Genomic DNA, 22206 nt, shown 5'->3' with positions numbered 1-22206 from the left:
CTCGATCGACTAGGCCTTGGCGGCCTTGGCCTCTTTCGCGGCCGCCTTCTGGGCTTTCTTGTACGTGCGCACCTTCTGCAACGAGCCGGGATCCACCACATCGGCCACCGACATATACGAGCCGGCCTTGCCGTAATCCCCCGCGGCCTCCCGCCAACCCTTCGGCGTCACGCCGTACTGCTTACCCAACAGCGCCAGGAAGATCCGGGCTTTTTGATCGCCGAAACCGGGCAGCCGCTTGAGCCTGCGCAACACCTCTTTGCCCTCGGGGTCGCCACCGGTCCACAGGGCCGTCACGTCGCCGTCGTACTCGTCGACGATGGCGCGGGCCAGATCCTGCACCCGCTTGCCCATCGAGCCCGGAAACCGGTGAATGGCAGGGGTTTGCGAAACCAGCGCGATGAATTCGTCCGGGTTGTAGTCGGCGATTTCGCGGGCGTCGACGTCACCGAGGCGGTCGGCGATCTTCTTGGGCCCGGCGAACGCCGTCTCCATCGGGATCTGCTGGTCCAACAACATCCCGACCAAGAGCGCGAACGGGTTGGACTCCAGCAGAGCGTCGGCCTCCGGATCTTGTACCAGCTGCAGTTTTCCCACGTCGCCAGTCTAGAACCAGTCCCGTTTTTGACGCCTGTGTCGGTCGAGTGTGCGAATGTGTACGCGATACCCGGTGATGTGCCCATAGGAGATGGACATGAGACGCGTCGTTGCACCTCTTTTTGCAGCGGTGGTTACCGCTCTCGCGTTGGCCGCCACCGCCAATGCGATCCCCGACCAGGGCACGCCGGCATTCGACGAATACATGCAGGGCCTGGACCGCAATGGATTCCACCTCAACCCGGATACTGCCTGGCGCGTTGCTCACCAGGCTTGTACGGGCAGCATCCCGGGGTACATCAGTTGGGAACTGGCCGCACAGGGCGTGATCGGCCCAGGTGCCGAACAGCGGGTGTACGACGTGGCCAGAAAGTACGCCTGCCCCGTCCAGTAGGTGAGCTAGCTGCGGTTTCGTCGCACAGCAATCTAAGGTTGGCCGCACGATGTCCGGCGAGGTTGCAGTTGCGCTGGCCCTGGCGCTGATCCTGGCGGCGGTCGCCGCCGTCGTCGTCGTGCGCACCCGAAGAGTGGTGGCGACCCCCACCGAACGGGCCGTGCATGCCGCGCTGCACACCGCGGCTCAGGCCGCTCGCGCATTGCGCCAGGGCCTGGACACCGAATCCGCTCAGACCGCGGCGCCCTACCTACGTGAGTTGACGGGCACCGCGGGGCTGGCCCTGTTCGACGACGACGCGGCCCTGCTGGCGCGTGACCACGACGACGACGCGATCTGGCAGTCCGGCACCGACGAGGTCTGTGCGGACACGGCGCGGGAGTCGATCACCGCCGGACGCCGTGTGCTGCGCACCGCGCGCTCGACAGCCGTCGTGGCCCAACCGCTGCTGACCGAGGGCGGTGAGGTGCTCGGCGCCCTCGTCGTACTGGCACCGGCCAGCCCCGGCCCGGGCATGCTGGGGGCGGTCGGCGAGGTGGCGCGCTACGCGGCCAGCCAAATCGAGCTCGCCGAACTCGACGCGTCGCGGGCCCGGCTGGACCGGGCCGAGGTGCTGGCGCTCCGTGCCCAGATCAGTCCGCACTTCATCTACAACGCGCTCAACACGATTGCGTCGTTCGTCCGCACCGATCCCGACCGGGCCCGCGAACTGGTCCTGGAATTCGCCGACTTCACGCGCTACTCGTTCCGTGCGGCCGGGCAGTACACCACGCTGGCCGAGGAGCTGCGCAACATCGACCGCTACCTCACGCTGGAGCGGGCCCGGTTCGGCACCAACCTCAAGGTGCGGCTGCAGGTGGCTCCGGAGGTGCTCAACGTCGTGGTGCCGTTTCTCGCACTGCAACCGTTGGTGGAGAACGCCGTGCGGCACGGGTTGGCGGGCAACGGCGGCGGATCGGTGGAGATCGTCGCGCGCGACGCAGGCACCGAATGCGTGATCACGGTCGAGGACGACGGCACGGGCATGGATCCGGACACGCTGCGCGCCGGTCCGGGCGACGCACTGGCCGACCGCACCGGTGAATCCGCGCATGTCGGGTTGACGAATGTGGATCATCGGCTGCGCGCGGCATTCGGCAACGATTACGGTCTTGTGGTCGAGACAGCGGTCGGTGCGGGCACGAAAGTGGTGATGCGCGTGCCGAAGTTCCGTTCAGGGGTCCGAGCCGGCGGAGGTGCCTTGGGGTGAGCTCCAGTCTGACCGTGCTCGCCGTCGACGACGAGGCGCCCGCACTCGACGAGCTGGCCTACCTGCTGGGCCGGCACCCCGACATCGGCGAGGTGTACACCGCGTCCGACGCCACGTCGGCGCTACGCGAACTCAATCAGCACACCATCGACGCGGTGTTCCTCGACATCAACATGCCCGGTCTGTCGGGTATCGAATTGGCCGGTGTGCTGGCCAATTACGCGAACCGGCCCGCCGTGGTGTTCGTCACCGCCCACGAGGACAAGGCGGTGGCCGCCTTCGACGTCGGGGCCGTCGACTATCTGCTCAAGCCGATCCGGCAGAACCGCCTCGATGAGGCCGTGCGCCGGGTCGCCTCCGCGGCAGCCAGAGCCAGTGAGTCGCCCGGGCCGGCCACCGCCGAGGATCAGGACTGGAATGTGGTGCCCGCCGAACTGGGCGGCATCACGCACCTGGTGCCCCGCGACAGCATCGGCTGGGTCGAGGCCGAAGGGGACTACGCCAGGCTGCATTCGGCGACCGGCGCGCATCTGGTGCGAATCCCGTTGAGCACGTTGGAAACCCGGTGGCGCGATCATGGCTTTCAGCGCATCCACCGGTCCTACCTGGTCTCGCTGCGGCAGGTCACCGGGCTGCGCACGTCCGACGGCGCGGTACTGGTGCGGCTGCGCGCCAACGGGACCTCGCCCGCGGTGGAGCTGCCGGTGAGCCGGCGTCAGGCGCGGGAACTGCGGGACCGATTGGTCCGCGACCCCATGCGCTCACTGAAGCCTGCGGGCAGCGATGAGTGAGCGGCCCGCACCGGGTTCTGCCGGGCGGCCCACCCCGCAACGGCAGCGCGTCGTGCTCGCGCACCGGCGGGGCACCCGCATGGTGCGCACCCGGGTCGAGGTCCAGGAGCAGACGCAGGTGGGCGACGCGCTGGTCCGCGGCCTGGTCCGGACTCAGCTCGGCCTCGCACTGCGGCTGGCCGCGGTCGTGGTGACGATCGTGGTGGCACTCGTTGTGCTCGATGCCGCCGTGCCGGATCTGGCTGCACTCACCGTATTCGGCGTCCGGCTCAACTGGCTGATCCTGGCCGGGCTGATCTATCCGCTCTTGTACGGCGTGGGGCGGCTCTATGTGCGGCTGGCCGAGCAGGGCGAACGGGACTTCGTCCGCGTCGTCGACAGCGAACCATGACCGGCGCACCGCTGACCGCCGCCGCGCTGCTGGTCGCCGTGGTGGCCACCATCGCGATCGGGGCGTACGGAGTCCGGTTGTCGCGCACCACCTCCGACTTCCTGGTCGCCTCGCGCAGCGTCGGCCCGCAATGGAATGCCGCCGCGATCTCCGGTGAATACCTCTCCGCTGCTTCATTTCTCGGGGTGGCGGGGCTGATCGCCAAGTATGGTGCCGACGCGCTGTGGTACCCCGTCGGTTTCACCGCCGGCTATCTGGGCGTCTTGTTGTTCGTGGCGGCGCCACTGCGCCGCTCCGGCGCCTACACCGTTCCCGACTTCGCCGAGTTCCGTCTCGGCTCGGCACGGCTGCGCAAGGTGGCCATGCTCGTCGTCGTGGTGATCTGCCTGTTCTATCTGGCCCCGCAGTACCAAGGAGCCGGCCTGGCCCTGAAAACACTTCTGGGCGTTCCGGTCTGGGTCGGCCCGCTGCTGGTCGCCGCGATCGTCATCACCAACGTGGTGGCCGGCGGCATGCGGTCGATCACCTTCGTGCAGGCCTTCCAATACTGGCTCAAGCTCACCGCCGTCGCGGTCCCCGCAATGGCGCTGCTCGGGTTGTTCATCAGCGACCGTGGCGAATTGGGTGGCCCACTGCCGCCGACCGTGCAGCAGCAGACCACCGTGCAGGTCGAGACGGAAGTGGTGGTGCAGGTCATCGAACCGTCCGGCATCACCGTGACCGGCGATCTGGACGGACGCCACGTGCAGTCCGCCACGATCAGCTCGCCGGGGCGCCACACCCTCGGCGCGGGCACCACGCTGACGCTGGCCGCCGGCGCGGCGACACCGGTGGTGGCCGGCACCCCGGGCACCGGCAGCGAGTGGATCGCCTCCGGCGGCGGCCTGGGCGGCGGGCATCCGCGGTATCAGGTGTTGTCCATCATCGTCGCGACGTTCCTGGGCACCATGGGTCTGCCGCATGTGCTGGTCCGCTTCTACACCAACCCGGACGGTAGGGCGGCGCGCCGAACCGCGCTCGCGGTCGTGGCACTTCTGTCGGTGTTCTACTTGTTCCCGGTCTTGCTCGGCGTGTTCTCCCGGTTGTACGTTCCGCAGCTGTTGATCACCGGAACAGCCGATGCCGCAGTCCTTTTGGCGCCCGGCGCCGCTGTCGGCGGAATCGGCGGCCAACTGCTGGCCGCGCTGGTGGCCGCGGGTGCCATCGCGGCATTCCTGGCCACCTCCTCGGGCCTGCTGATCAGCGTCGCCGGCGCACTGGCCACCGACGTGTTGCGTGGCCGGGTGCGCGACTTCCGGGTCGCCGCCGTAATCGGCGGGTTGATTCCGATTCCGTTGTCGCTCATGGTGTCCGGACTCGAATTGTCGCGCAGCGTCGGATTGGCCTTCGCCGTCGCGGCCTCGACGCTGTGCCCGCTGCTGGTGCTCGGGATCTGGTGGCGCGGCCTGACCGTCGTCGGCGCGGCCTGCGGACTCGTGGTGGGCGGTTGCCTGTGCGCCGGTGCGGTGCTCGTGGCAATCAGTGGCGGGGTGGACGACGACGTCCTCGGTGGCTGGCCCGCCGTGACGATCGGGTATCCGGCGGCGGTCAGTGTCCCGATCGCCTTTCTCACCATGATCGTCGTCAGCCTGTTCACCCGGCCCACCCCGGGCGTCGCGCAGATCTTCGCGCGCATGCACGTGCCCGAGCGCCTCGGCCTCGGTGTCGAGCGGGTGCCCGCGGGCTGACCCGCCTGCCGTTCAGCCTTCCCGACCGACCGCTCAGCGCAGCGATCGCCGAATTCGGCGTATGGACTGCGATACCGCTCCTGTGTGACCCACCTCTCAATTAGGTTCAGGCGATCCGCTCATAGCCAATTGTCAGGAGCCCTCGGTGCCCGAAATCGACCTTCCCGAGAGGGTTGCCCCCACCGGGGCGCAGTTCCTCGCCACGCAGGCAAGTCCCGAATTCCAGGAATTGCGTACGAGGTTGCGCCGCTTCGTCTTTCCCATGACCGCGTTCTTCCTGCTCTGGTACGGCCTCTACGTGGCCCTCGGCGCGTTCGCCCACGACTTCATGGCCATCCCGGTGTTCGGCAATGTCAATGTCGGCCTGCTGATCGGGCTTGGCCAGTTCCTGTCCACGTTCGTGATCACGGGCCTGTACGTGCGCTTCGCCAACAGGGAACTCGACCCGCGGGCCACCGCCATCCGCGAAGAGCTGGAGGGCACCCGATGACCATCACGACACTCGCCGCCGAAACCGTCGGCAACCCCGTCGCCAATATCGGCATCTTCAGCCTGTTCGTCGTCGTCACGATGGTCGTCGTGATCAAGGCGAGCAAGCGCAACGCCACCGCCGATGAGTTCTTCACCGGCGGCCGCGGCTTCTCGGGCCCGCAGAACGGCATCGCCATCGCCGGCGATTACCTGTCCGCGGCCAGCTTCCTCGGCATCGCCGGGGCCATCGCCGTCTACGGCTACGACGGCTTCCTCTACTCCATCGGCTTCCTGGTGGCCTGGCTGGTGGCCCTGCTGCTGGTGGCCGAATTGCTGCGCAACACCGGTAAATTCACCATGGCCGATGTGCTGAGCTTCCGGCTCAAGCAGCGGCCGGTCCGGCTGGCCGCGGCTATCTCGACGCTGACGGTGTCGCTGTTCTACCTGCTGGCTCAGATGGCCGGGGCCGGCGGCCTGGTCGCCCTGCTGCTCGACGTCAACAGCCGGGCCGGTCAATCGATCGTGATCGCCGTCGTCGGCATCCTGATGATCGTCTACGTCCTGGTCGGCGGCATGAAGGGCACCACGTGGGTGCAGATCATCAAAGCCGTCCTGCTCATCGCCGGCGCTGCCCTGATGACCGTGATGGTGCTCAGCAAGTTCGGGCTGAATTTTTCCGAGATTCTCGGCTCGGCGCAGTCGGCCATCTCCGAGGCCACCACCAAGGGCGTGTCGAGCCGCGACGTGCTGGCACCGGGCGCGCAGTACGGCGGGTCGCTGACCTCCCAGATCAACTTCATCTCGCTGGCGCTGGCGCTGGTGCTCGGCACCGCGGGCCTGCCGCACGTGCTGATGCGTTTCTATACCGTGCCGACCGCGAAAGAGGCTCGGCGGTCGGTGGTCTGGGCGATCGCGCTGATCGGCGCGTTCTACCTGTTCACCCTGGTACTGGGTTACGGCGCGGCCGCACTGGTCGGTCCGGACCGGATACTCGGGGCGGCCGGCGGCGTGAACTCCGCGGCCCCGCTGCTGGCGTTCGAACTCGGCGGCGTGATCCTGCTCGGTGTCATCTCCGCGGTGGCGTTCGCCACGATCCTCGCGGTGGTGGCCGGCCTGACCATCACGGCGTCGGCCTCGTTCGCGCACGATGTCTATGCCTCGGTTCTCAAGTCCCACAAGGTAACCGAGCAGGAGCAGGTGCGGGTCTCGCGGATCACCGCGGTCGTCCTGGGAGTGTTCGCGATCGGGCTGGGCATCCTGGCCAACGGTCAGAACGTCGCGTTCCTGGTGGCGTTGGCCTTCGCAGTGGCAGCCGCAGCCAACCTGCCGACGATCGTGTACTCGCTGTACTGGAAGCGGTTCAACACCCGCGGCGCCCTGTGGAGCATGTACGGCGGGCTGATCTCGACCATCGTGCTGATCGTGTTCTCCCCCGCCGTATCGGGCAGCAAGACCGCGATGATCCCCGGTGCGGACTTCGCTTTCTTCCCGCTGGCCAACCCGGGCATCGTGTCCATTCCGCTGGCGTTCGCCCTCGGCATCATCGGCACGCTCACGTCCTCCGACACCGGCGACGCCGAACTCAACGCCGAGATGGAGGTGCGATCACTGACGGGTGTGGGCGCCGAGAAGGCGGTCAGCCACTAGACCCACCACTTCGCCGAAACGGCATTCCAGCAGAGAAACTCCGAGTAGCAGCCTGCTGGAATGCCGTTTCGGCGGAATAACAGGTGGCGCGGTGCCGCTACCCTGAACTGTGCTCAGGCGCTTCTCGTTTCCTCTCCTCGCGTACGCGTTCGCCGCGATCATGGTGGGTACCACGCTGCCCACGCCGATGTATGCGCTCTACGCCGAGCACATGCATTTCGGTGTGCTGACGACCACGATCATCTACGCCGCCTACGCCGGCGGCGTGCTGGCCGCCCTACTGGGGTTCGGCCGGTGGTCTGATGCCCTGGGCCGGCGGCCCATGCTGCTGGCCGGTGTGGTGTTCGCGGTGGCCAGCGCGGTGGTGTTCCTGTTCGCCGACTCGGTGCAGGTGCTCCTGATCGGCCGGGTGCTCTCCGGCCTTTCGGCGGGCGTCTTCACCGGAACCGCCACTGCGGCCGTCATCGAGGCTGCCCCGCCGGGGTGGAAACCCAGGGCCGCCGCGGTGGCGACGGTGGCCAATATCGGCGGTCTGGGCGCGGGCCCGCTGTTGGCCGGTCTCCTCGTGCAATACGCGCCGGAACCGCTTCGCCTGCCGTTCCTGGTGCACATAGGGCTGGCACTGTTGGCCGGGATCGCGGTTCTGGTCGTGCCGGAGACATCGTCGCGCACCGGCCGCATCGGGTTGCAGCGGCTGTCGGTACCTCCCGAGGTGCGGACGGTTTTCGTCATCGCCGCCCTGGCGGCCTTCGCCGGTTTCGCCGTGACGGGTCTGTTCACCGCAGTCGCACCGTCCTTTCTGTCCACGGTGATCGGCATCGGCAACCACGCGGTGGCCGGCGCGATCGCCTGCTCGATCTTCGCCGCGTCGGCTTTGACCCAGGTCGCGGCGAATCGAATGGCCACCGGCCGGGCGGTCGCGGTAGGGTGCGCGCTGCTGATCGCCGGGATGATGATTCTGACTGCGGCACTGTATTTTTCGTCGCTGGCCGGTCTGATCGCGGCAGCAGTGGTGTCGGGTGTGGGCCAGGGAATGAGTTTCAGCCGCGGGCTCGCGGCCGTCGTCGAGCGCGCCCCCGCCCAACGCCGCGCCGAGGTCAGCTCCACCTACTTCGTCGTCGCCTATATCGCCATCTCGCTGCCGGTGATCGGCGAAGGGCTGGCCGCCCAATCGCTGGGCTTGCGCACCGCCGGGGTGACCTTCGCGATCGGAGTCGCGATACTGGCCACGATCTGTCTGGCCGCCATCCTGGTCGCCGAGCGCCGGGAGAAGTTGAGTGCTTCTACCTAGGGACTACGGGCCCCCGGGGCCATAGCGTTTCTGCCATGACCCTTGCTGCTGACCCAGCTGCCGAGAAAGCCCCCGCGAACGGCCTGTTCCCGTGCCCCGCCGAGGTCGAGGCCCAGACCCCTGCCGACCGGGACCGGGCCATCGACGTCATCCGGATCGTCTCGCTGATCGGTGTGGTGTTCGGCCACACCGTCATGGCCACCAGCACCATCCGCGATGACGTGTTCATCTGGAGCAACCTGCTCACCGCATCCACTGTCTTCCAGGCGCTGACCTGGGTGTTCCAGATCATGCCGTTGTTCTTCTTCGCCGGTGTGGCGGCTTCGGTGCAGTCATGGCAACCGGGTGCTTCCTGGGGCGGCTGGCTGCTGAAGCGCTGCACCCGGCTGTACCGCCCGGTGTTCTACTACCTGGCCTTCTGGACCGTCACCCTGGCGGTGCTGCGGTTCGTCCTGCCGGTCCATGTGTACGAGCCGATCGCCGGGATCTCCATCCAGCTGCTCTGGTTCCTGGGCGCCTATGTCCTGGTGCTGGCGGCGGTCCCGCTGCTCGCCCGCATCACGACGACCGCACAGCTGGCCGGCGCGGTCGTCGGCACCTATGCGTTCATCGCGCTCATCGATGCCGTCCGGATCAACCTCGACGGTTACACCTCGTTGGGCTATCTCAACACCGTCGTGTGGTTGATTCCCGGTGTGTTCGGTGTCGCCTACCGTCGCCACTTGCTGTCCAGCGCCGCCGCGCTCAAGATCGGCGTCGGCATGCTCGTCGTCAACCTGGGACTGCTGTACTTCGGCCCCTATGAGCTGAGCCTCGTCGGCATCGAGACCCAGCACCTGAAGAACATGACACCGCCGTCGCTACTGCTCGCCGGGCACGCAATCATGATGTGCGCGTTCGCGATTGCCGCTGCCCCGGCCATCAACCGGTGGGCGCAGCGGCCGCGGGTGTGGTGGCTGGCCGCGATCGGCAACTCGGGCGCGATGACGCTGTACCTGTGGCACATGCCGCTGCTGCTCGGCCTGCATCTGGTGTTCGACTACCTGGGTCTGGACCGCTATGACCCAGGCGCCCCCGGATTTGTGGCGCTGTCGGTGCTGCAACTGGCATTGATGGCCGGCGTGGTCGCGATCGTGTTCATCGCGCTGCGGCCCTTGGAGAACAACCCACTGCCGCTGTGGGACGGTGGCGCGGTGTCCTGCACCGGGATCCGCAGCGCTGCCGTCGGTCTACTTCTCTGTGTGGCCGGTGCGGCCACGCTGACCTCAGTGGCCTGGGGGCTGAAGGATCAGGGTGTGTACTGCGTGGCGGTCATGGTGGTCGCGCTCGTCACGGCCCGCTGGTTGGCGTCTACGCGGCGGATTGCTGCTCAATACTGACTGCGATCAGCCGCATTGATGATGGTCCGTGCCTACGCGGCACGGTCGAGCCGAGTGAACCCGCACCCCGGCGCGCACGGCCGGCCGGACACGGCAATCCGGTGCCGCTGCAGCACCCGAGCGATCTTGCTCGCAGTCTGGCACGGGCGGTCGAACACCTGCCCGTAGGAAAGCCTGACGGTCGACCGGCCGTCGACGGCGGCATCCAGATCCCGTTCGAAATCCGCATCCCGCCCCGTTGCCGAATCGTGAAAAACCCGGCCGTCGAGCTCGACGACCAGTCGTTCACCGTATTCGGCATCGAGATAGCAGACGCCGACCGACGACGCCGACCGCTTCTGACGGATTGCTCGGGGCAGACTGTGCGGCCGCTCCACCCGAGCGAGATAGCCATGCTCAAGGACCGAACAGGTGCCGTCGGCGATGTCGACGAGCACTGCCCGCAGCCAGCGGCGACGGCGCATCCGCCCCCGAGAATCCAGGGTTTGCAACAACCGCTGTGCGGTGGTGCGCCGGGACTGGCAGGCATTGGCCAGGATTGCGATGGCATCGAGTTCGGAGTTGAGGTGGCACGCGACGTCCAGTGCGGCTTCCTCGTAACGCATCCGCGGTGGACCGACATTCCACAGCACGCGCTCATCGAAGTGCGCGACTCGGTGAATGCGGACTCCGGCCGGCTCGGCCAATGTCGACCGTTGTCGCGCAACGGCGACATGGATGGGAGAGGTTTGCGCTCCCAGTGCAGTTTCGAAGCAAAGCGCGGCCGGTGCCGCGTAAAGGACTGCAGCCCAGGCCCTTTGCGACCATGTCAACGGTCCGGTGTGATCGACATAGACACCCGCATGCACTCGCGCCCACTCGTTGCGCCTCAGCAGCCGCCGGATCTCGTGCTCCTGCAGATCCGCATCCAAGGCCTGCCGACGCGAGATCACCCCGTCCTGCTGCCCAAGCACATCGTCGACATCCACCGAATCGATACTGGTCCACGGGTGCGACGGTCACCAGAGCGTTTCGCCGACCTGTGGATAACCGCTTACGCGGCGGATTGCTGCTCAATACTGACTGCGATCCGCCGCATAGATGCCCGGTCTAGCCGCTCTTGCGGCGGAACTCCCGGCGGCTCTCCACCGGGCCGTGTGCCCGCGGCTGCTTACGTCCGCCGTCCGCGTGCGACGCGCCTCCCGCCGACTGCGCCTTCTTGCGTTCCAGCGCCTCCCGGAATTTGCGCTTGTTGTCGTCTTCGGGAGTGTCGTCAGCCATACGCCGCAGCGTAGCCTGCCGACGACGCCGTCGTCACGCTCTTTACCGCAGGCCCGGCGGCATGCCGTACACGTGCGTGATCGGCAGGGTCAGCAGCACACGGCGGTCGTCGACCATGGCGCGCCGGTAGTCATCCCAGTCCGGATGTTCACCGGCGATATTGCGGTACAACGCAATCAGGCCCTCGACCGTATCGTCGTCGGGTGCCGCGGCCGGCGGGGTGAGGATCGCGTCGCCCTCGGCCACGGCATAGGACCAGCCGTCGTCAGAGCTGACATGGACGGACGCGCGCGGATCTCGCCGCAGATTGCGCGTCTTGGCCCGCGGTTCGGTGATCGACACCTGGATCTGCACGGTCCGCGGATCGAAGTAGTAGGACACGTTGGACAGCTGCGGACGACCGTCCTGTTTGATCGTCGCGAGAACTCCCAGCGAGTTGCCGCCGATCAAGGCCAAAAGCTTGTCGTCGAAAACCTGGCGCCCCATGTGACGAGCGTACGTCTTTACCATCGGTTCGATGAGTGTGATTGACGGCAACACCCTCGAAGGCGTCTCGGCGACGACGTTGTGGACCCTGAGCAACCGCGCCAGGGAGGCCAGGCGTTCCGACGGCGTGATCCGCGACCCGTGGGCGGTGGCGCTGCTCGACGCGATCGACTTCGACTACGGCAAGTTCGGCAGGCCCATGCAAGCCCATGCCCTGCGGGGCCGCACGTTCGACATCGAGACCCGCGACTACCTCTCGTCGCATCCGAAGGCCGCTGTGGTGGCGCTCGCCGAGGGACTGCAGACCAGTTTCTGGCGGCTCGATCAGGCCGGCGTGGCCGATGAATTGACGTGGTATTCCGTGGATCTACCGCCCGTGATGGCGATCCGCGATCGCCTGCTGCCCGATGATGACCGGATCGTGGCGCTGGCTCAGTCGGCCCTCGACCGCAGCTGGATGGACCGGGTGGACGCCGGAGACGGAGTGTTCATCACCGCCGAGGGCCTGTTGATGTACCTGGAGCCCGAGGATGTGCGTAGCCTGATCGCCGACTGCGCGGCCCGCTTCCCCGGCGGCCGGATGATATTCGACTCGATTCCGCCGTGGGCGAGCCGACGTACTTTGAAGGGTCTGCACCTGTCCAACCGCTACATTGCGCCACCGATGCCGTTTGCCCTCACCCCCGACGAGGGCCTGGCCATGGCGGGAACGGGACCAGGCGCCGTCGCCGGGGTGCGGTCGGCCCGCGATGTGGCGATGCCTGCCGGGCGCGGCCTGTTCAAGCTGGCGGCCCAGCCGTGGCCGGACCGGATCGGCCTGATCCGCCGCAACCGCCCGTCCATCACGGTGCTGGACTTCTGACCGGCCGGCTCTGTAACGACATGCCACTGCTCAAGCGCCGCCTGCTGACGGTTTTCGTCGCGATGCTCATCGCCGGGGTCACTCCCTCGTGCGCGACGAAGACCCCGGCGGAAACGCGGACCGCTCAGATCGAGGTGGTGCCCGAGGTCCTCAGCGAGCCCAAGATGAGCGTCACCCGGTTCCACTACCTGCCCGAAGGCCTGCCCAAGGATCGGTACCCCGACCAGAACTGGGCCGATCTGTACCTGCCCGCCGGCGCGCATGCGTTCAATTCGGTTCCGCTGGTCGTGCTCATCCACGGTGGCGGCTGGAAGAGCACTATGGGTGCCGGAGTGTTCGACGGCCTGGCCCGGGAGCTGACCCGGCGCGGCATGGCCGTCTACAACATCGAGTACCGCCGGATCGGCTCGGGCGGCGGCTGGCCGACCACTTTCGACGATGTGGCCCGCGCCATGGACTACGTCGCCCAGGTGAACCTGCAGTACCCACAGCTGGCCATCGACGATGCGCTCGTGGTGGGCCACAGTGCGGGCGCTCAGTTGGCGGTCTGGGCCAGCACCCGCCACGACCTGCACGGTGACGAGGTCGGATCCCGGCCGCTGTTCCGTCCGACCAAGGTCATCTCACTGGCCGGTCCGCTCGACATGGTGTACGCCGCCAACCACGGCGACAGTCACATCGTCGCGGTGCTCGGCGGCCGCCCCGCCCAGGTGCCGCAGCGGTACGCCTCGGTGGACCCGATCCAGAACCTCGACCCGAGGGTGCCCGTCATCGCGGTCCACGGCACGCTCGATACCGTTGTGGCGCCGGCCAATTCGCAGCGCTATGTCGCCGCACTGAAGAAGCGCGGCGGCCGGGCCGCCGTCGAGCTGCTCCCCGGCGAGAACCACACGTCGATCGTCTCGACGCGCTCCCCCGGCTTCAGGCGGGTACTGCGCCTCATCACCGCCACCTCCGACGCCGAACTGGACCAGTTGCCGGTGAAGTGACGTTTAGGCTGATGCCGTGACCCGCTACATCGCGCTCCTGCGCGGCGTCAACGTCGGAGGCGTCAACCTCAAGATGGCCGAGGTGGCCGCCGCCATGGAAGCGGCCGGCTTCAGTGAAGTCCGCACCGTCCTCGCGAGCGGAAATGTCTTGTTGGACAGCACTTCCACTGCCGCGAAGGTCCGCACTGCGGCCGAGCGCGCGCTACGCGACGCCTTCGGCTACGAGGCCTGGGTGCTGGTTTACGACCTGGCCACGCTGCAGAAGATCTCGCAGGGATACCCGTTCGAGCGTGAAGTCCCCGACCACCATTCGTATGTCACGTTCGTCAGCGACGCCGAGTTGCTCGACGAGCTGGCGGCGCTGACCCCGGGCCACGGGGAAAAGGTGCAGCGCGGTGACGGGGTGCTCTACTGGCAGGTGCGTCGCGCCGCCACGCTGGACAGCACGATCGGCAAGACCATGGGCAAGAAGCGCTACAAGTCCTCGACCACAACACGCAACCTGCGCACGTTGGACAAGCTGTTGCGCTGAGGGGTCAGCGGCACGCCCTTAGCATCCACCCCAGTCCGTCACTGGTGCCCGCGGCCGGGCGATATTCGCAGCCGACCCAGCCGTCGAAGCCTGTCGCGTCGATGACCGCCAGCAGGTAGTCGATCGCCAATTCGCCGCTGTCGGGCTCGTGCCGATCGGGAACGCCGGCGATTTGCAGATGACCGACCCGGCCGGTCGGAATGTCGGATCTCAGCCGGACCGTGACGTCGCCTTCGGTGATCTGACAGTGATAGAGGTCCAGCTGCACCTTGAGATTCGGCGCAGCGACCTCGTCGACGATCCGGTGCGCCTCGTCCTGCAGGCTCAGCAGATAGCCGGGCATGTCCCGCTGATTGATGGGCTCGATCATCACATCGACGCCACGGCTCCCGGCCCGCTCGGCAGCCCAGGCGAGGTTGGCTCGGTACACCGTCAGGCAGTCCTCGCGGCGTGCGCCGGCCGGAACGACACCGGCCATCACGTGCACGCGCGGGCAGTCCAGGATCTCCGCATAACCCAGCGCACGCTGGAACCCGGCACGGAACTCGGCCTCGCGTCCGGGAAGTGAGGCGGTGCCGCGTTCCCCGGACTCGAAATCTCCCGGTGGGGCGTTGAACAGGACCTGCCGCAGTCCGTTGGCATCGAGCAGGCCCCGCAGTTGCTCGGCCGGGTACGCATACGGGAAGAGGTACTCCACCGCCGTGAACCCGTCGGCCGCCGCGGCGGCGAACCGGTCAGGAAAGGCGTGCTCGACGTACATCATGGAGAGGTTGGCCGCAAAGCGTGGCACGGCAGACTCCTTACACCTGAGCTGATCAGCGCTTGACGCCATCCTTGCCGAACGCAGGTACATTCGCGCCATGACGGGTAGCTCAGACAAGGTGAGCGGCAGCGCGCTCACCGGCGTTTCCGAGACCGCACTGATGACGCTTCAGGTGCGCGCGCACGAAGCGCGACGGCCGGACGGCCTGATCGACGATCCGATGGCGGTGCAACTGGTCGACTCGATCGATTTCGACTTCGCCAAGTTCGGCTACACCCGCCGTCAGGACATGGCCCTGCGATCGCTGCTGTTCGACCGGATGACCGGTAATTACCTTCGCGAGCATCCGGGGGCCACGGTGGTCGCGCTCGCCGAGGGCCTGCAGACCAGCTTCTACCGGCTCGATGCCGCCGGGCTGGGACATCAGTTCCGTTGGCTGTCAGTCGATCTGGAGCCGATGATCGAGCTCCGCAACCAGCTGCTGCCGAAACCGGACCGCGTCACCCAATGCCCCCAGTCGGCTTTGGACTTCAGCTGGATGGACCATGTCGACGCAGGCGCCGGCGTCTTCATCACCGCCGAGGGTCTGCTGATGTACCTGCAGCCCGAGGAGGCCATGTCGCTGATCCGCGCCTGCGCCCAACGCTTTCCGGGTGGACAGATGTTGTTCGACCTGCCGCCGGCGTTCTTCGCCTTCCTCACCCGCAGAGGCATGCCCACCTCACGGCGCTACCGGGTGCCGCCGATGCCGTTCAGCCTGACGCCCGCGCAGCTTGCCGATCTGGTCAACACCGTTCCCGGGGTGCGGACCGTGCGCGATCTGCCGATGCCGTCCGGACGCGGCAGGATCTTCAACACCCTGCTGCAGGCGCAGCACCTGCCGATCTTCGACCCTGTGCGCCCATTGGTGGGACTGCTGGAGTTCGGGTAGAGCCTGCGAGCCCCTACTGGGCCCACACGTCCTCGACATAGCGATCGGAACCCACCAGATCCGCAAGCCAGTTCGCGGCGGCGTCTTCGTCTGTCCCGGTGTGACGGCGGTAGATGTCGCGGAAGGCACCGCGCACCGCGGGAGCCATCCGGGCTCCGTCGCCGCATACGTACACGTGGGCGTCCATGTCCGGGTCGCCCAGCATCACCCAAACCTCGTCGGCATCGGCGACGATGCGGTCCTGCACATACCGGATCTCGTCTTCGGGCCGCCGCGAGAAGGCCGGGCGCATCCGCACCACGCCCGCGCGTTCGGCCGCCTCGAATTCGTCGCGGAACAGGTAGTCGACGTCAGGATGGCGTACCCCGAAGAAACACAATGCCGATGTGTAAGGCTCGCGCGCGGCCTGCGCCGCCAGCCGGTCTCCGATGAATCCCCGGAACGGGGCGACCCCGGTTCCGGCGCCGACGAGGATGACGTTCTTCGCGGGCTCGGCTCCGGCGCGAAACGCACGGCGCGCGGTATCGACGCGCATCCGAATCTGTTGTCCTGGCACCGCATCGGCGAGGTAGCTGGATGACACCCCGCGGAAGACGCCGTATCCCGAACGTGCAGGCCCCTCGAGCACGCTGACCACCAGTTCGGCCTCACGCGGGATCTGGCGGGCCGAGGAGGCGATGGAGTAATGCCGGGGCGCCATCGGCTCGAACAACTCCAGCAGTTCGGCCCGCGACAGTTCGGTGGCGGCGAACTCGGCCAGGCATTCGGTGACGCTGAGCGCACGGGCTTCGGGATGTTCGGCGAGTTCGGTCAGTGCCGCCCGTTCAGGAGGACACGGGTTGGCCGCCGCCAACCGCAACAGCTGACTTCGGCTGGCGGGCTTACGGAGTTCGATGAAATGGGTGAGCAGTTCACGGACGCTGACTTCGCGGTCGATCGCGATGGCCCGGCGCGTGGTGCGCCGCGGATTGACCGAGATCCGGCGGTCGAGCCGCAGCTCCAGCAATTCGGCGACCTCCTCCACGACCTCGGGGCTGTTGTCGGGCAGGACCGTCAGGTGATCGCCGGTCTGGTATTCGAGGTCGTCGGGAAGTGCTATCCGAATCAGCCGCTTGGCATTTCCCATGTCACGGTCGTCGACCAATGCCACATTGTCGAGCACGGTTGCCGGCTGCACCTCGAAACGCGCATCGATCGCCGATGTCACGGGCCCGTCGATGGCGCGCAGTGCGTACAAGAGTTCGCCGTCGGTGGTATCGGCGGGAGCCCGCGTACCGTCGGCGGGCGCGAGGGCGTCCCACAGGGCTGCCGAGAAGTCTTCGACCGTCCCAGCGAAGTCTCCCGACGTGTCGGCCTCACCACGCGGAATCACCGGTGGGCCAACCAGTTCCAAGAGACGCTGATCGATGCGTTTCGGGATGGTCTGGTAGGTCTCGGCCCAGTTCCGGTCACCGACACCGAGTATGGCGTAGGAGACGGCCGGTTGCGCCTGCGTCCCCGGATCGTCCAGCCACTCGACGAAACGCCGCGCATCGTCGGTGGGTTGCCCGTTGTAGGACGCGGCGATCACCACCAGCGCCCCGTCGTTGGGCAGTGCCCCCGCTGCGGTGTCGAGGGCGGCCACGGTCGTCTGGTAACCCAGGTCGGTGGCCTCGTCGGCCAGCTGCTGCGCCAGCGATCGGCAGTTGCCGAGGTTGGAGCCGTGCAGCACGGTCACTTTCGCACCGGGCGCGGCGACTGCGCGCGGCCTCGGCGTCGACGATTCCGCAGCGGGGCCTGCGGCGTGCCGGCGGTCCTGCGGTGTTCGCCGCACCAATTGCAGGTGGAATCCGACGGGCTTTCGCAGGAGATCGCTGTGAGTGCGCAACTGGTAGTGCTCGACGTCCAGGAACCTATACCGGTGCACCAGGGTGGCCAGCGCCATGGTCGCCTCGTGCAAGGCGAACTGACGGCCGATACAGGACCGGGCACCGGTGCCGAAAGGCTTGAACAGGTTGACCGGACGCCCGGCGGCCCGCTCGGCGCCGAACCGGGCCGGGTCGAACAACTCGACGTTGTCCCCCCACTCGGGCTGCCGGTGCAGCGCCGAGGTCGGCACCGTGACGACCTCACCCTTGCGCACCGGATACCGGCCGCCGATGACGGTGTCCGCCAATGCCATCCGGTCGAATTCCCGGACCGGCGGGGACAGCCGCAACGTCTCGTCGACGATCTGCCGGATGTAGGTGAGCTTGCCGATCTCGTCGAACGCGGGCACGTGGTCGTCGTCCGTCCCGAACAATCCATCCACCTCGAGGCAAGCCTGGTGCAGCACCGCGGGGTCCTTGACGATGCTGTACAACGCGGTCGGCATCAGGGTCGAGGTGGTGTCCTGCCCGGCGATCAGGAACGTCAGGATCTGGTTGCGGACGCTGTCGTGATCAAGCCGCGGGGCACCGTCGGCGGCAGGTTCGAGCATCAGGGCGAGCAGATCGTCCAACTCGGCCTCGCCCGCGCGGTGGCCGGCGATCAATTCGTCGATGAAGGCGAACAGGTTGTCGCGTTCGGCAGCGAAGACTGTGCGGTCGCCACCACCGGGGGCCAGAATCTGATCTAGCGCCGCTGCGAAGCTGGCGGGGATATCTGCCAGCCCGTCGTGGTGATACGAGTTGAAGCGCGCCCCGAATCCGGCCAGGCCCACGGTGTCCATGGCCAGCTTCGCGAGGTCCCCCGCGACATCAACCAACCGCGGCCCGACCGCTCCGGCGGTCTCGTCCCACAACGCGACCATCTGGCGGTTGATGTCGAGCATGGCCGGGTGGTAGCTGCGCAACCCACTGAAGCTGAACCCGGGCATCAGGACGTCATGGGCCTGCTGCCAACCATCCTCGCCGGGATATGACGTGAAAAGCCCGTTGCCGACCAGGGTTCGGAATCGGTCCAACCGCACCGTGATGCCCTTGGCGAATCGCGTCTCGTCGCACAGTTCGTCGACGAGCGACAGGGAGCACGCATAGAGCCGTCTACTGCCGGTGAAGTCGGCGTAGAACAAGGGCCCGTACTGTTCGGCGAGCACGTCGGCGGGGAGCGCGTAGGGACGTCCGGCAACCGGGCCCGGCGGCAGGGTCACGCCGACCGCCGATGGCACATCGTCGATGTCCGGTGGTAGCGCCGGTGAGAACGTCTCCATGGGCGCGAGCTTAGCCACGCACCACGAGCTGTCCCTGCGAATCAGCCTCAGAGAACGAGCTGAGGCGCCCGGGCGGCATCGTCGGCCGGACGACGGGAGCCGAACCGCAGAGCCGAACCGTCGACAGGTCCTTTACGCAGCGTCTGTGCGTCAACCGTGTAGTTCATCGTCATCTGCCACGGTCCGTCGACTCCCTGGCGCGGAATGTCGTCGATCGAACGCTGCACGTACCCCGCGGCGAAGTCCAGCAGCGGGCGGGTCTGACCACCGGAGAATTCGGGTCGCACGGAGTCAAAGCCGTTGTCGTCCATGTGCTTCAGCAGTCGGCAGAAGTGCTCGCAGAGCAGCCCGACCTTGAGCGTCCACGACGAGTTGGTGTAGCCGAAGGCAAACGCGAAGTTCGGAACGCCCGAGAGCATGATGCCCTTGTACGCCACCGTGTCAGCGAGGTTAACCGGCTCGCCGTCTACCGACAGACTCATCCCGCCGAACAGCTGGATGTTCAATCCCGTTGCGGTGACGATGATGTCGGCGTCCAGTTCGCGGCCAGACTCCAGCAGGATGCCGTTCTCGGTGAACGTGGCGATGCGGTCGGTGACCACCGACGCGCCGCCGTCGCCGAGCGCGGTGAACAGGTCACCGTCGGGCACTGCGCACAGCCGCTGATCCCACGGGTTGTAGTGGGGGCTGAAGTGCTCGTCCACCGGATAGCCGTCGGGCAGTTTGGCGGCGTTGATCCACCGGATCACGGCACGGGCAGCCTTCGGGTACTTCTGGCACAACGTGTAGACCGCGCGCTGCTTGAGAATGTTCTTGCGCCGCGTCAGCGCGTAACCGCGCTCGTCACCGAGCAACCGCTTCGCGGTATTGGCGAAGGAGTCCTTGGCCGGCACTGGCATCACATAGGTCGGCGAGCGCTGCAGCATGGTGACGTGGGCCGCCGTGCCCGCCATCGCGGGGACAAGCGTGACCGCGGTGGCACCGCTGCCGATCACGACGACCTTCTTGCCCGCGTAATCGAGGTCCTCGGGCCACTGCTGCGGGTGGACGATGCGCCCGGCGAAGCGGTCGGCGCCGTCGAAGTGCGGGGTGTATCCCTGGTCGTAGCGGTAGTACCCGCCGCCGCAGAACAGCCAGCTCGCCGAGACCTGGACGAGTTCACCGGTGTCCGCACGCTCGATGTCCACGGTCCAGGAGGCCCGGACCGAGTCCCAGGCCGCGCTCAGCACCTTGTGGTGGAACCGGATGTGGCGGTCGATGCCGTTCTCCGAGACCGTCTCGCGCAGGTAGGCCAGGATCTTGTCCGCAGAGGCGATGGCGTGTTCGTCGCGCCACGGCTTGAACTCGTAGCCGAAGGTGTGGAGGTCGGAGTCCGACCGGATTCCCGGGTAACGGAAGAGATCCCAGGTGCCGCCGGTGGCTCCGCGGGCCTCCAGGATCGCGTAGCTGCGCCCCGGATGTTCGCGCTGGAGGTAGTAGGCGGCACCGATGCCGGAGATGCCGGCGCCGATGATGAGTACGTCGACGTGTTCGGTCTGGGTCATGCCTCAATGGTTGCGGCCGCGGGCTCCCTTACCCAAGGTCGAAAGTGCCAGACATTCGCCGTCTTGTGGTGCACTTTGCACCACCGCTCTACGCTGGAGCGATGGTGTGGCAGCCACCGTCGCAACGGGTACAGGACCTGATCCGGCAATGTGCCCAGATCGTGCTCAATCCCCGCCAGGACTGGCTCGAGGAATTCGACTCCGCGGTCCTGGCCGCCAGTCCGACCGTCGCGTCCGACCCTGAGCTCGCGGCGGCGGTGGTCCGCAGCAACCACGCCAACCTCTTCTTCTGGGGCACGGCGAACGTGCGCGATCCGGGTGCCCCGGTGCCACCGAACACCGGACCGGAGCCGTTGAGCATCGCACGGGAGCTGGTGCGTCGCGGTGTCAACGAGTTTCCCCTCGACGCCTACCGGGTCGGCGAGGGCGTGGCGTGGCGTCGCCTCATGGAGATCGCCTTCGAGCTGACCTCCGACCCCGCCGAGCTGCACGAGATGCTGGACGTGTGCTCGCAGTCCATCAGCGCGTTCGTCGACGCCACGCTGGCCGGGATCGCCGCCCAGATCGACCTTGAACGCGACGACCTGACCCGCGGCACCCACGCCGAGCGGCGCGAGACCGTCGCGCTCCTGCTCGAGGGTGCCCCGATTCCCAGGCAACGGGCCGAGGCGCGGCTGGGTCATGCGCTGACCGGCACCCATACGGCTGCGGTGATCTGGAGTGAGGACTCCGACACAGACCTGTCTGGACTGGATCGGGTCGCCGAGGCATTCGGCCAAACCTGCGGTGACCCGCGTCCGTTGAGCGTGCTGGCCAGCACCGCCACCAGATGGGTGTGGGCAGCAGGCACCCCCGATGTCGAGGAGGGCTTTGCGGCCCTGATCCGCGCCACCGCATCGGCACCCGGCGTCCGGATCGCCGTCGGCCCCGTCGCCGACGGCCTGGATGGCTTCCGGCGCAGCCATTTCGACGCGATCACCACCCAGCAGATGATGGCCCGGCTGCACTCCACGCAACAGATCGCACGGTTCGGCGACGTCGAACTGGTCGCACTGATCACCTCCGAACCGGATCGCGCCGCCGAATTCGTCAGCCACAACCTCGGCGCCTTCGAGCCCGCCGACACCGAATTACAGGAGACGGTGCGGGTATTCGTCGACGAGCAGTGCAACGCGTCGCGCGCCGCCGCGCGGCTGTACCTGCACCGCAATACCCTGCTGCGCCGCCTGGCCCGCGCCGACGAACTCCTGCCGCGCCCGCTCTCCGACAACAGTGTCGCGGTCGCCGTCGCCCTGGATGTGCTGCGCTGGCGGGGCAACCGGACCGGTTGACTCGGGCTGAGCCGATCAGTCGAATGCCGTGTCCAGATAGCGCATGGCATCGGTCTTGCCGATCCCCAGTGCACGGGCGGCCTCGGCGAACGAGTGCGCGGCCGCGGCCATCGCGGCGTCGGCCGGATCCGCTCGTGCGACGAATGTCCCGTACCGCCCGCGGGTCTCCACGACCCCCGCCGACTCCAGCTCGCGATATGCCCTGGCCACGGTATTCACCGCGAGCCCGACCTTGCCGGCCAGTTCGCGCACAGTTGGCAGCCGGGTGCCCGGCATGAGCCGCCCCTGCCTTATTCCATCGATGATCTGGATCCTGAGTTGATCGAACAACGGCTTATCCGCGCTCGGGTCAACCAGCACCCAATCCCCCAACTCACCCACACGCCCAGTATCACCCAAACC

Annotated in this window: 22 protein-coding genes; 14 read left to right on the top strand and 8 right to left on the bottom strand. The window is 67.3% G+C overall.

What is annotated here, in order from left to right; all coding sequences use genetic code 11:
* Nucleotides 1-9: 9 nt before the first annotated feature.
* The gene (locus H977_RS0111575) at nt 10-597 is read right to left on the bottom strand and encodes an HhH-GPD-type base excision DNA repair protein (protein WP_029108017.1); all 588 of its coding nucleotides are present in this window, start codon (nt 595-597) and stop codon (nt 10-12) included.
* 91 nt (nt 598-688) lie between these two features.
* Here H977_RS0111575 and H977_RS0111570 point away from each other — a divergent pair, with 91 nt between their 5' ends.
* The 9 genes from H977_RS0111570 to H977_RS0111530 all read left to right on the top strand — a co-directional run bounded on the left by H977_RS0111570 (nt 689) and on the right by H977_RS0111530 (nt 9937).
* Nucleotides 689-991: a hypothetical protein gene (locus H977_RS0111570; RefSeq protein WP_036475726.1), complete on the top strand. Its 303-nt coding sequence runs from the start codon at nt 689-691 to the stop codon at nt 989-991.
* A 49-nt stretch (nt 992-1040) separates the two neighbouring features.
* The gene (locus H977_RS0111565; protein WP_029108015.1) at nt 1041-2240 is read left to right on the top strand and encodes a sensor histidine kinase; all 1200 of its coding nucleotides are present in this window, start codon (nt 1041-1043) and stop codon (nt 2238-2240) included.
* Nucleotides 2237-3031, top strand: a complete 795-nt coding sequence (locus tag H977_RS0111560; protein ID WP_029108014.1) for a LytR/AlgR family response regulator transcription factor — start codon at nt 2237-2239, stop codon at nt 3029-3031. Before H977_RS0111565 ends, H977_RS0111560 begins: the two co-directional genes overlap by 4 nt.
* Nucleotides 3024-3422 (top strand): hypothetical protein, encoded by a 399-nt coding sequence (locus H977_RS0111555; RefSeq protein WP_029108013.1) that lies wholly within the window; start codon nt 3024-3026, stop codon nt 3420-3422. The genes H977_RS0111560 and H977_RS0111555 overlap by 8 nt, the downstream gene beginning before the upstream one ends.
* Nucleotides 3419-5149 carry a sodium/solute symporter gene (locus tag H977_RS0111550; RefSeq protein WP_029108012.1) on the top strand — a complete coding sequence of 577 codons (1731 nt, stop codon included), beginning with the start codon at nt 3419-3421 and terminating at the stop codon, nt 5147-5149. The genes H977_RS0111555 and H977_RS0111550 overlap by 4 nt, the downstream gene beginning before the upstream one ends.
* A gap of 145 nt (nt 5150-5294) precedes the next feature.
* Entirely contained in the window at nt 5295-5639 is a 345-nt protein-coding gene (locus H977_RS0111545) for a DUF485 domain-containing protein (RefSeq protein ID WP_029108011.1), read from the top strand.
* Complete coding sequence (locus tag H977_RS0111540) at nt 5636-7267, top strand: monocarboxylic acid transporter (protein ID WP_029108010.1); 1632 nt, start codon at nt 5636-5638, stop codon at nt 7265-7267. The genes H977_RS0111545 and H977_RS0111540 overlap by 4 nt, the downstream gene beginning before the upstream one ends.
* 109 nt (nt 7268-7376) lie before the next feature.
* Nucleotides 7377-8558, top strand: a complete 1182-nt coding sequence (locus H977_RS0111535) for an MFS transporter (RefSeq protein WP_029108009.1) — start codon at nt 7377-7379, stop codon at nt 8556-8558.
* 35 nt (nt 8559-8593) lie between these two features.
* A complete protein-coding gene (locus tag H977_RS0111530; RefSeq protein WP_051288798.1) occupies nt 8594-9937 on the top strand; it encodes an acyltransferase family protein in 1344 nt (447 codons plus the stop codon).
* Nucleotides 9938-9969: 32 nt separating this feature from the next.
* On the opposite strand, the gene H977_RS0111525 is transcribed toward H977_RS0111530, so the two are convergent.
* The 3 genes from H977_RS0111525 to H977_RS0111515 form a co-directional block, all read right to left on the bottom strand.
* A complete protein-coding gene (locus H977_RS0111525; protein ID WP_029108007.1) occupies nt 9970-10905 on the bottom strand; it encodes a type IV toxin-antitoxin system AbiEi family antitoxin domain-containing protein in 936 nt (311 codons plus the stop codon).
* Between the two features lie 121 nt (nt 10906-11026).
* Entirely contained in the window at nt 11027-11197 is a 171-nt protein-coding gene (locus tag H977_RS35245; RefSeq protein ID WP_155946601.1) for a DUF5302 domain-containing protein, read from the bottom strand.
* Nucleotides 11198-11239: 42 nt separating this feature from the next.
* Nucleotides 11240-11683: a PPOX class F420-dependent oxidoreductase gene (locus tag H977_RS0111515; RefSeq protein ID WP_029108006.1), complete on the bottom strand. Its 444-nt coding sequence runs from the start codon at nt 11681-11683 to the stop codon at nt 11240-11242.
* A gap of 31 nt (nt 11684-11714) precedes the next feature.
* Here H977_RS0111515 and H977_RS0111510 point away from each other — a divergent pair, with 31 nt between their 5' ends.
* Genes H977_RS0111510 through H977_RS0111500 form a run of 3 tightly spaced genes read left to right on the top strand, consistent with a single transcriptional unit; the run spans nt 11715 to nt 14066 of the window.
* Nucleotides 11715-12545 carry a class I SAM-dependent methyltransferase gene (locus tag H977_RS0111510; protein WP_029108005.1) on the top strand — a complete coding sequence of 277 codons (831 nt, stop codon included), beginning with the start codon at nt 11715-11717 and terminating at the stop codon, nt 12543-12545.
* Nucleotides 12546-12565: 20 nt separating this feature from the next.
* A complete protein-coding gene (locus H977_RS0111505) occupies nt 12566-13534 on the top strand; it encodes an alpha/beta hydrolase family protein (protein WP_029108004.1) in 969 nt (322 codons plus the stop codon).
* A 16-nt stretch (nt 13535-13550) separates the two neighbouring features.
* On the top strand, nt 13551-14066 hold the full coding sequence (locus H977_RS0111500) for a DUF1697 domain-containing protein (protein ID WP_029108003.1): 516 nt from the start codon (nt 13551-13553) through the stop codon (nt 14064-14066).
* A gap of 4 nt (nt 14067-14070) precedes the next feature.
* On the opposite strand, the gene otnI is transcribed toward H977_RS0111500, so the two are convergent.
* The gene (gene otnI / locus H977_RS0111495) at nt 14071-14856 is read right to left on the bottom strand and encodes a 2-oxo-tetronate isomerase (RefSeq protein WP_029108002.1); all 786 of its coding nucleotides are present in this window, start codon (nt 14854-14856) and stop codon (nt 14071-14073) included.
* A 70-nt stretch (nt 14857-14926) separates the two neighbouring features.
* On the opposite strand from otnI, the gene H977_RS0111490 reads away from it, so the two are divergent.
* Nucleotides 14927-15760, top strand: a complete 834-nt coding sequence (locus tag H977_RS0111490; RefSeq protein WP_029108001.1) for a class I SAM-dependent methyltransferase — start codon at nt 14927-14929, stop codon at nt 15758-15760.
* 13 nt (nt 15761-15773) lie between these two features.
* Here the strand turns inward: H977_RS0111490 and H977_RS0111485 are convergent, their stop codons facing one another.
* Together H977_RS0111485 and H977_RS32960 are read right to left on the bottom strand one after the other, a co-directional pair.
* A complete protein-coding gene (locus H977_RS0111485) occupies nt 15774-18929 on the bottom strand; it encodes a bifunctional cytochrome P450/NADPH--P450 reductase (protein WP_029108000.1) in 3156 nt (1051 codons plus the stop codon).
* Nucleotides 18930-18976: 47 nt separating this feature from the next.
* Complete coding sequence (locus tag H977_RS32960; protein ID WP_036475723.1) at nt 18977-20473, bottom strand: flavin-containing monooxygenase; 1497 nt, start codon at nt 20471-20473, stop codon at nt 18977-18979.
* Nucleotides 20474-20574: 101 nt separating this feature from the next.
* On the opposite strand from H977_RS32960, the gene H977_RS0111475 reads away from it, so the two are divergent.
* Nucleotides 20575-21804, top strand: coding sequence for an Rv1453 family transcriptional regulator (locus tag H977_RS0111475; RefSeq protein WP_029107999.1), 1230 nt, complete (start codon nt 20575-20577; stop codon nt 21802-21804).
* 15 nt (nt 21805-21819) lie between these two features.
* On the opposite strand, the gene H977_RS0111470 is transcribed toward H977_RS0111475, so the two are convergent.
* On the bottom strand, nt 21820-22185 hold the full coding sequence (locus H977_RS0111470) for an Rv1152 family transcriptional regulator (RefSeq protein WP_029107998.1): 366 nt from the start codon (nt 22183-22185) through the stop codon (nt 21820-21822).
* Nucleotides 22186-22206 lie beyond the last annotated feature (21 nt).

The sequence above is a fragment of the Mycobacterium sp. URHD0025 genome (assembly GCF_000426065.1).
Classification (GTDB): domain Bacteria; phylum Actinomycetota; class Actinomycetes; order Mycobacteriales; family Mycobacteriaceae; genus Mycobacterium.
This window is presented reverse-complemented; position numbering and strand designations above follow the sequence as displayed.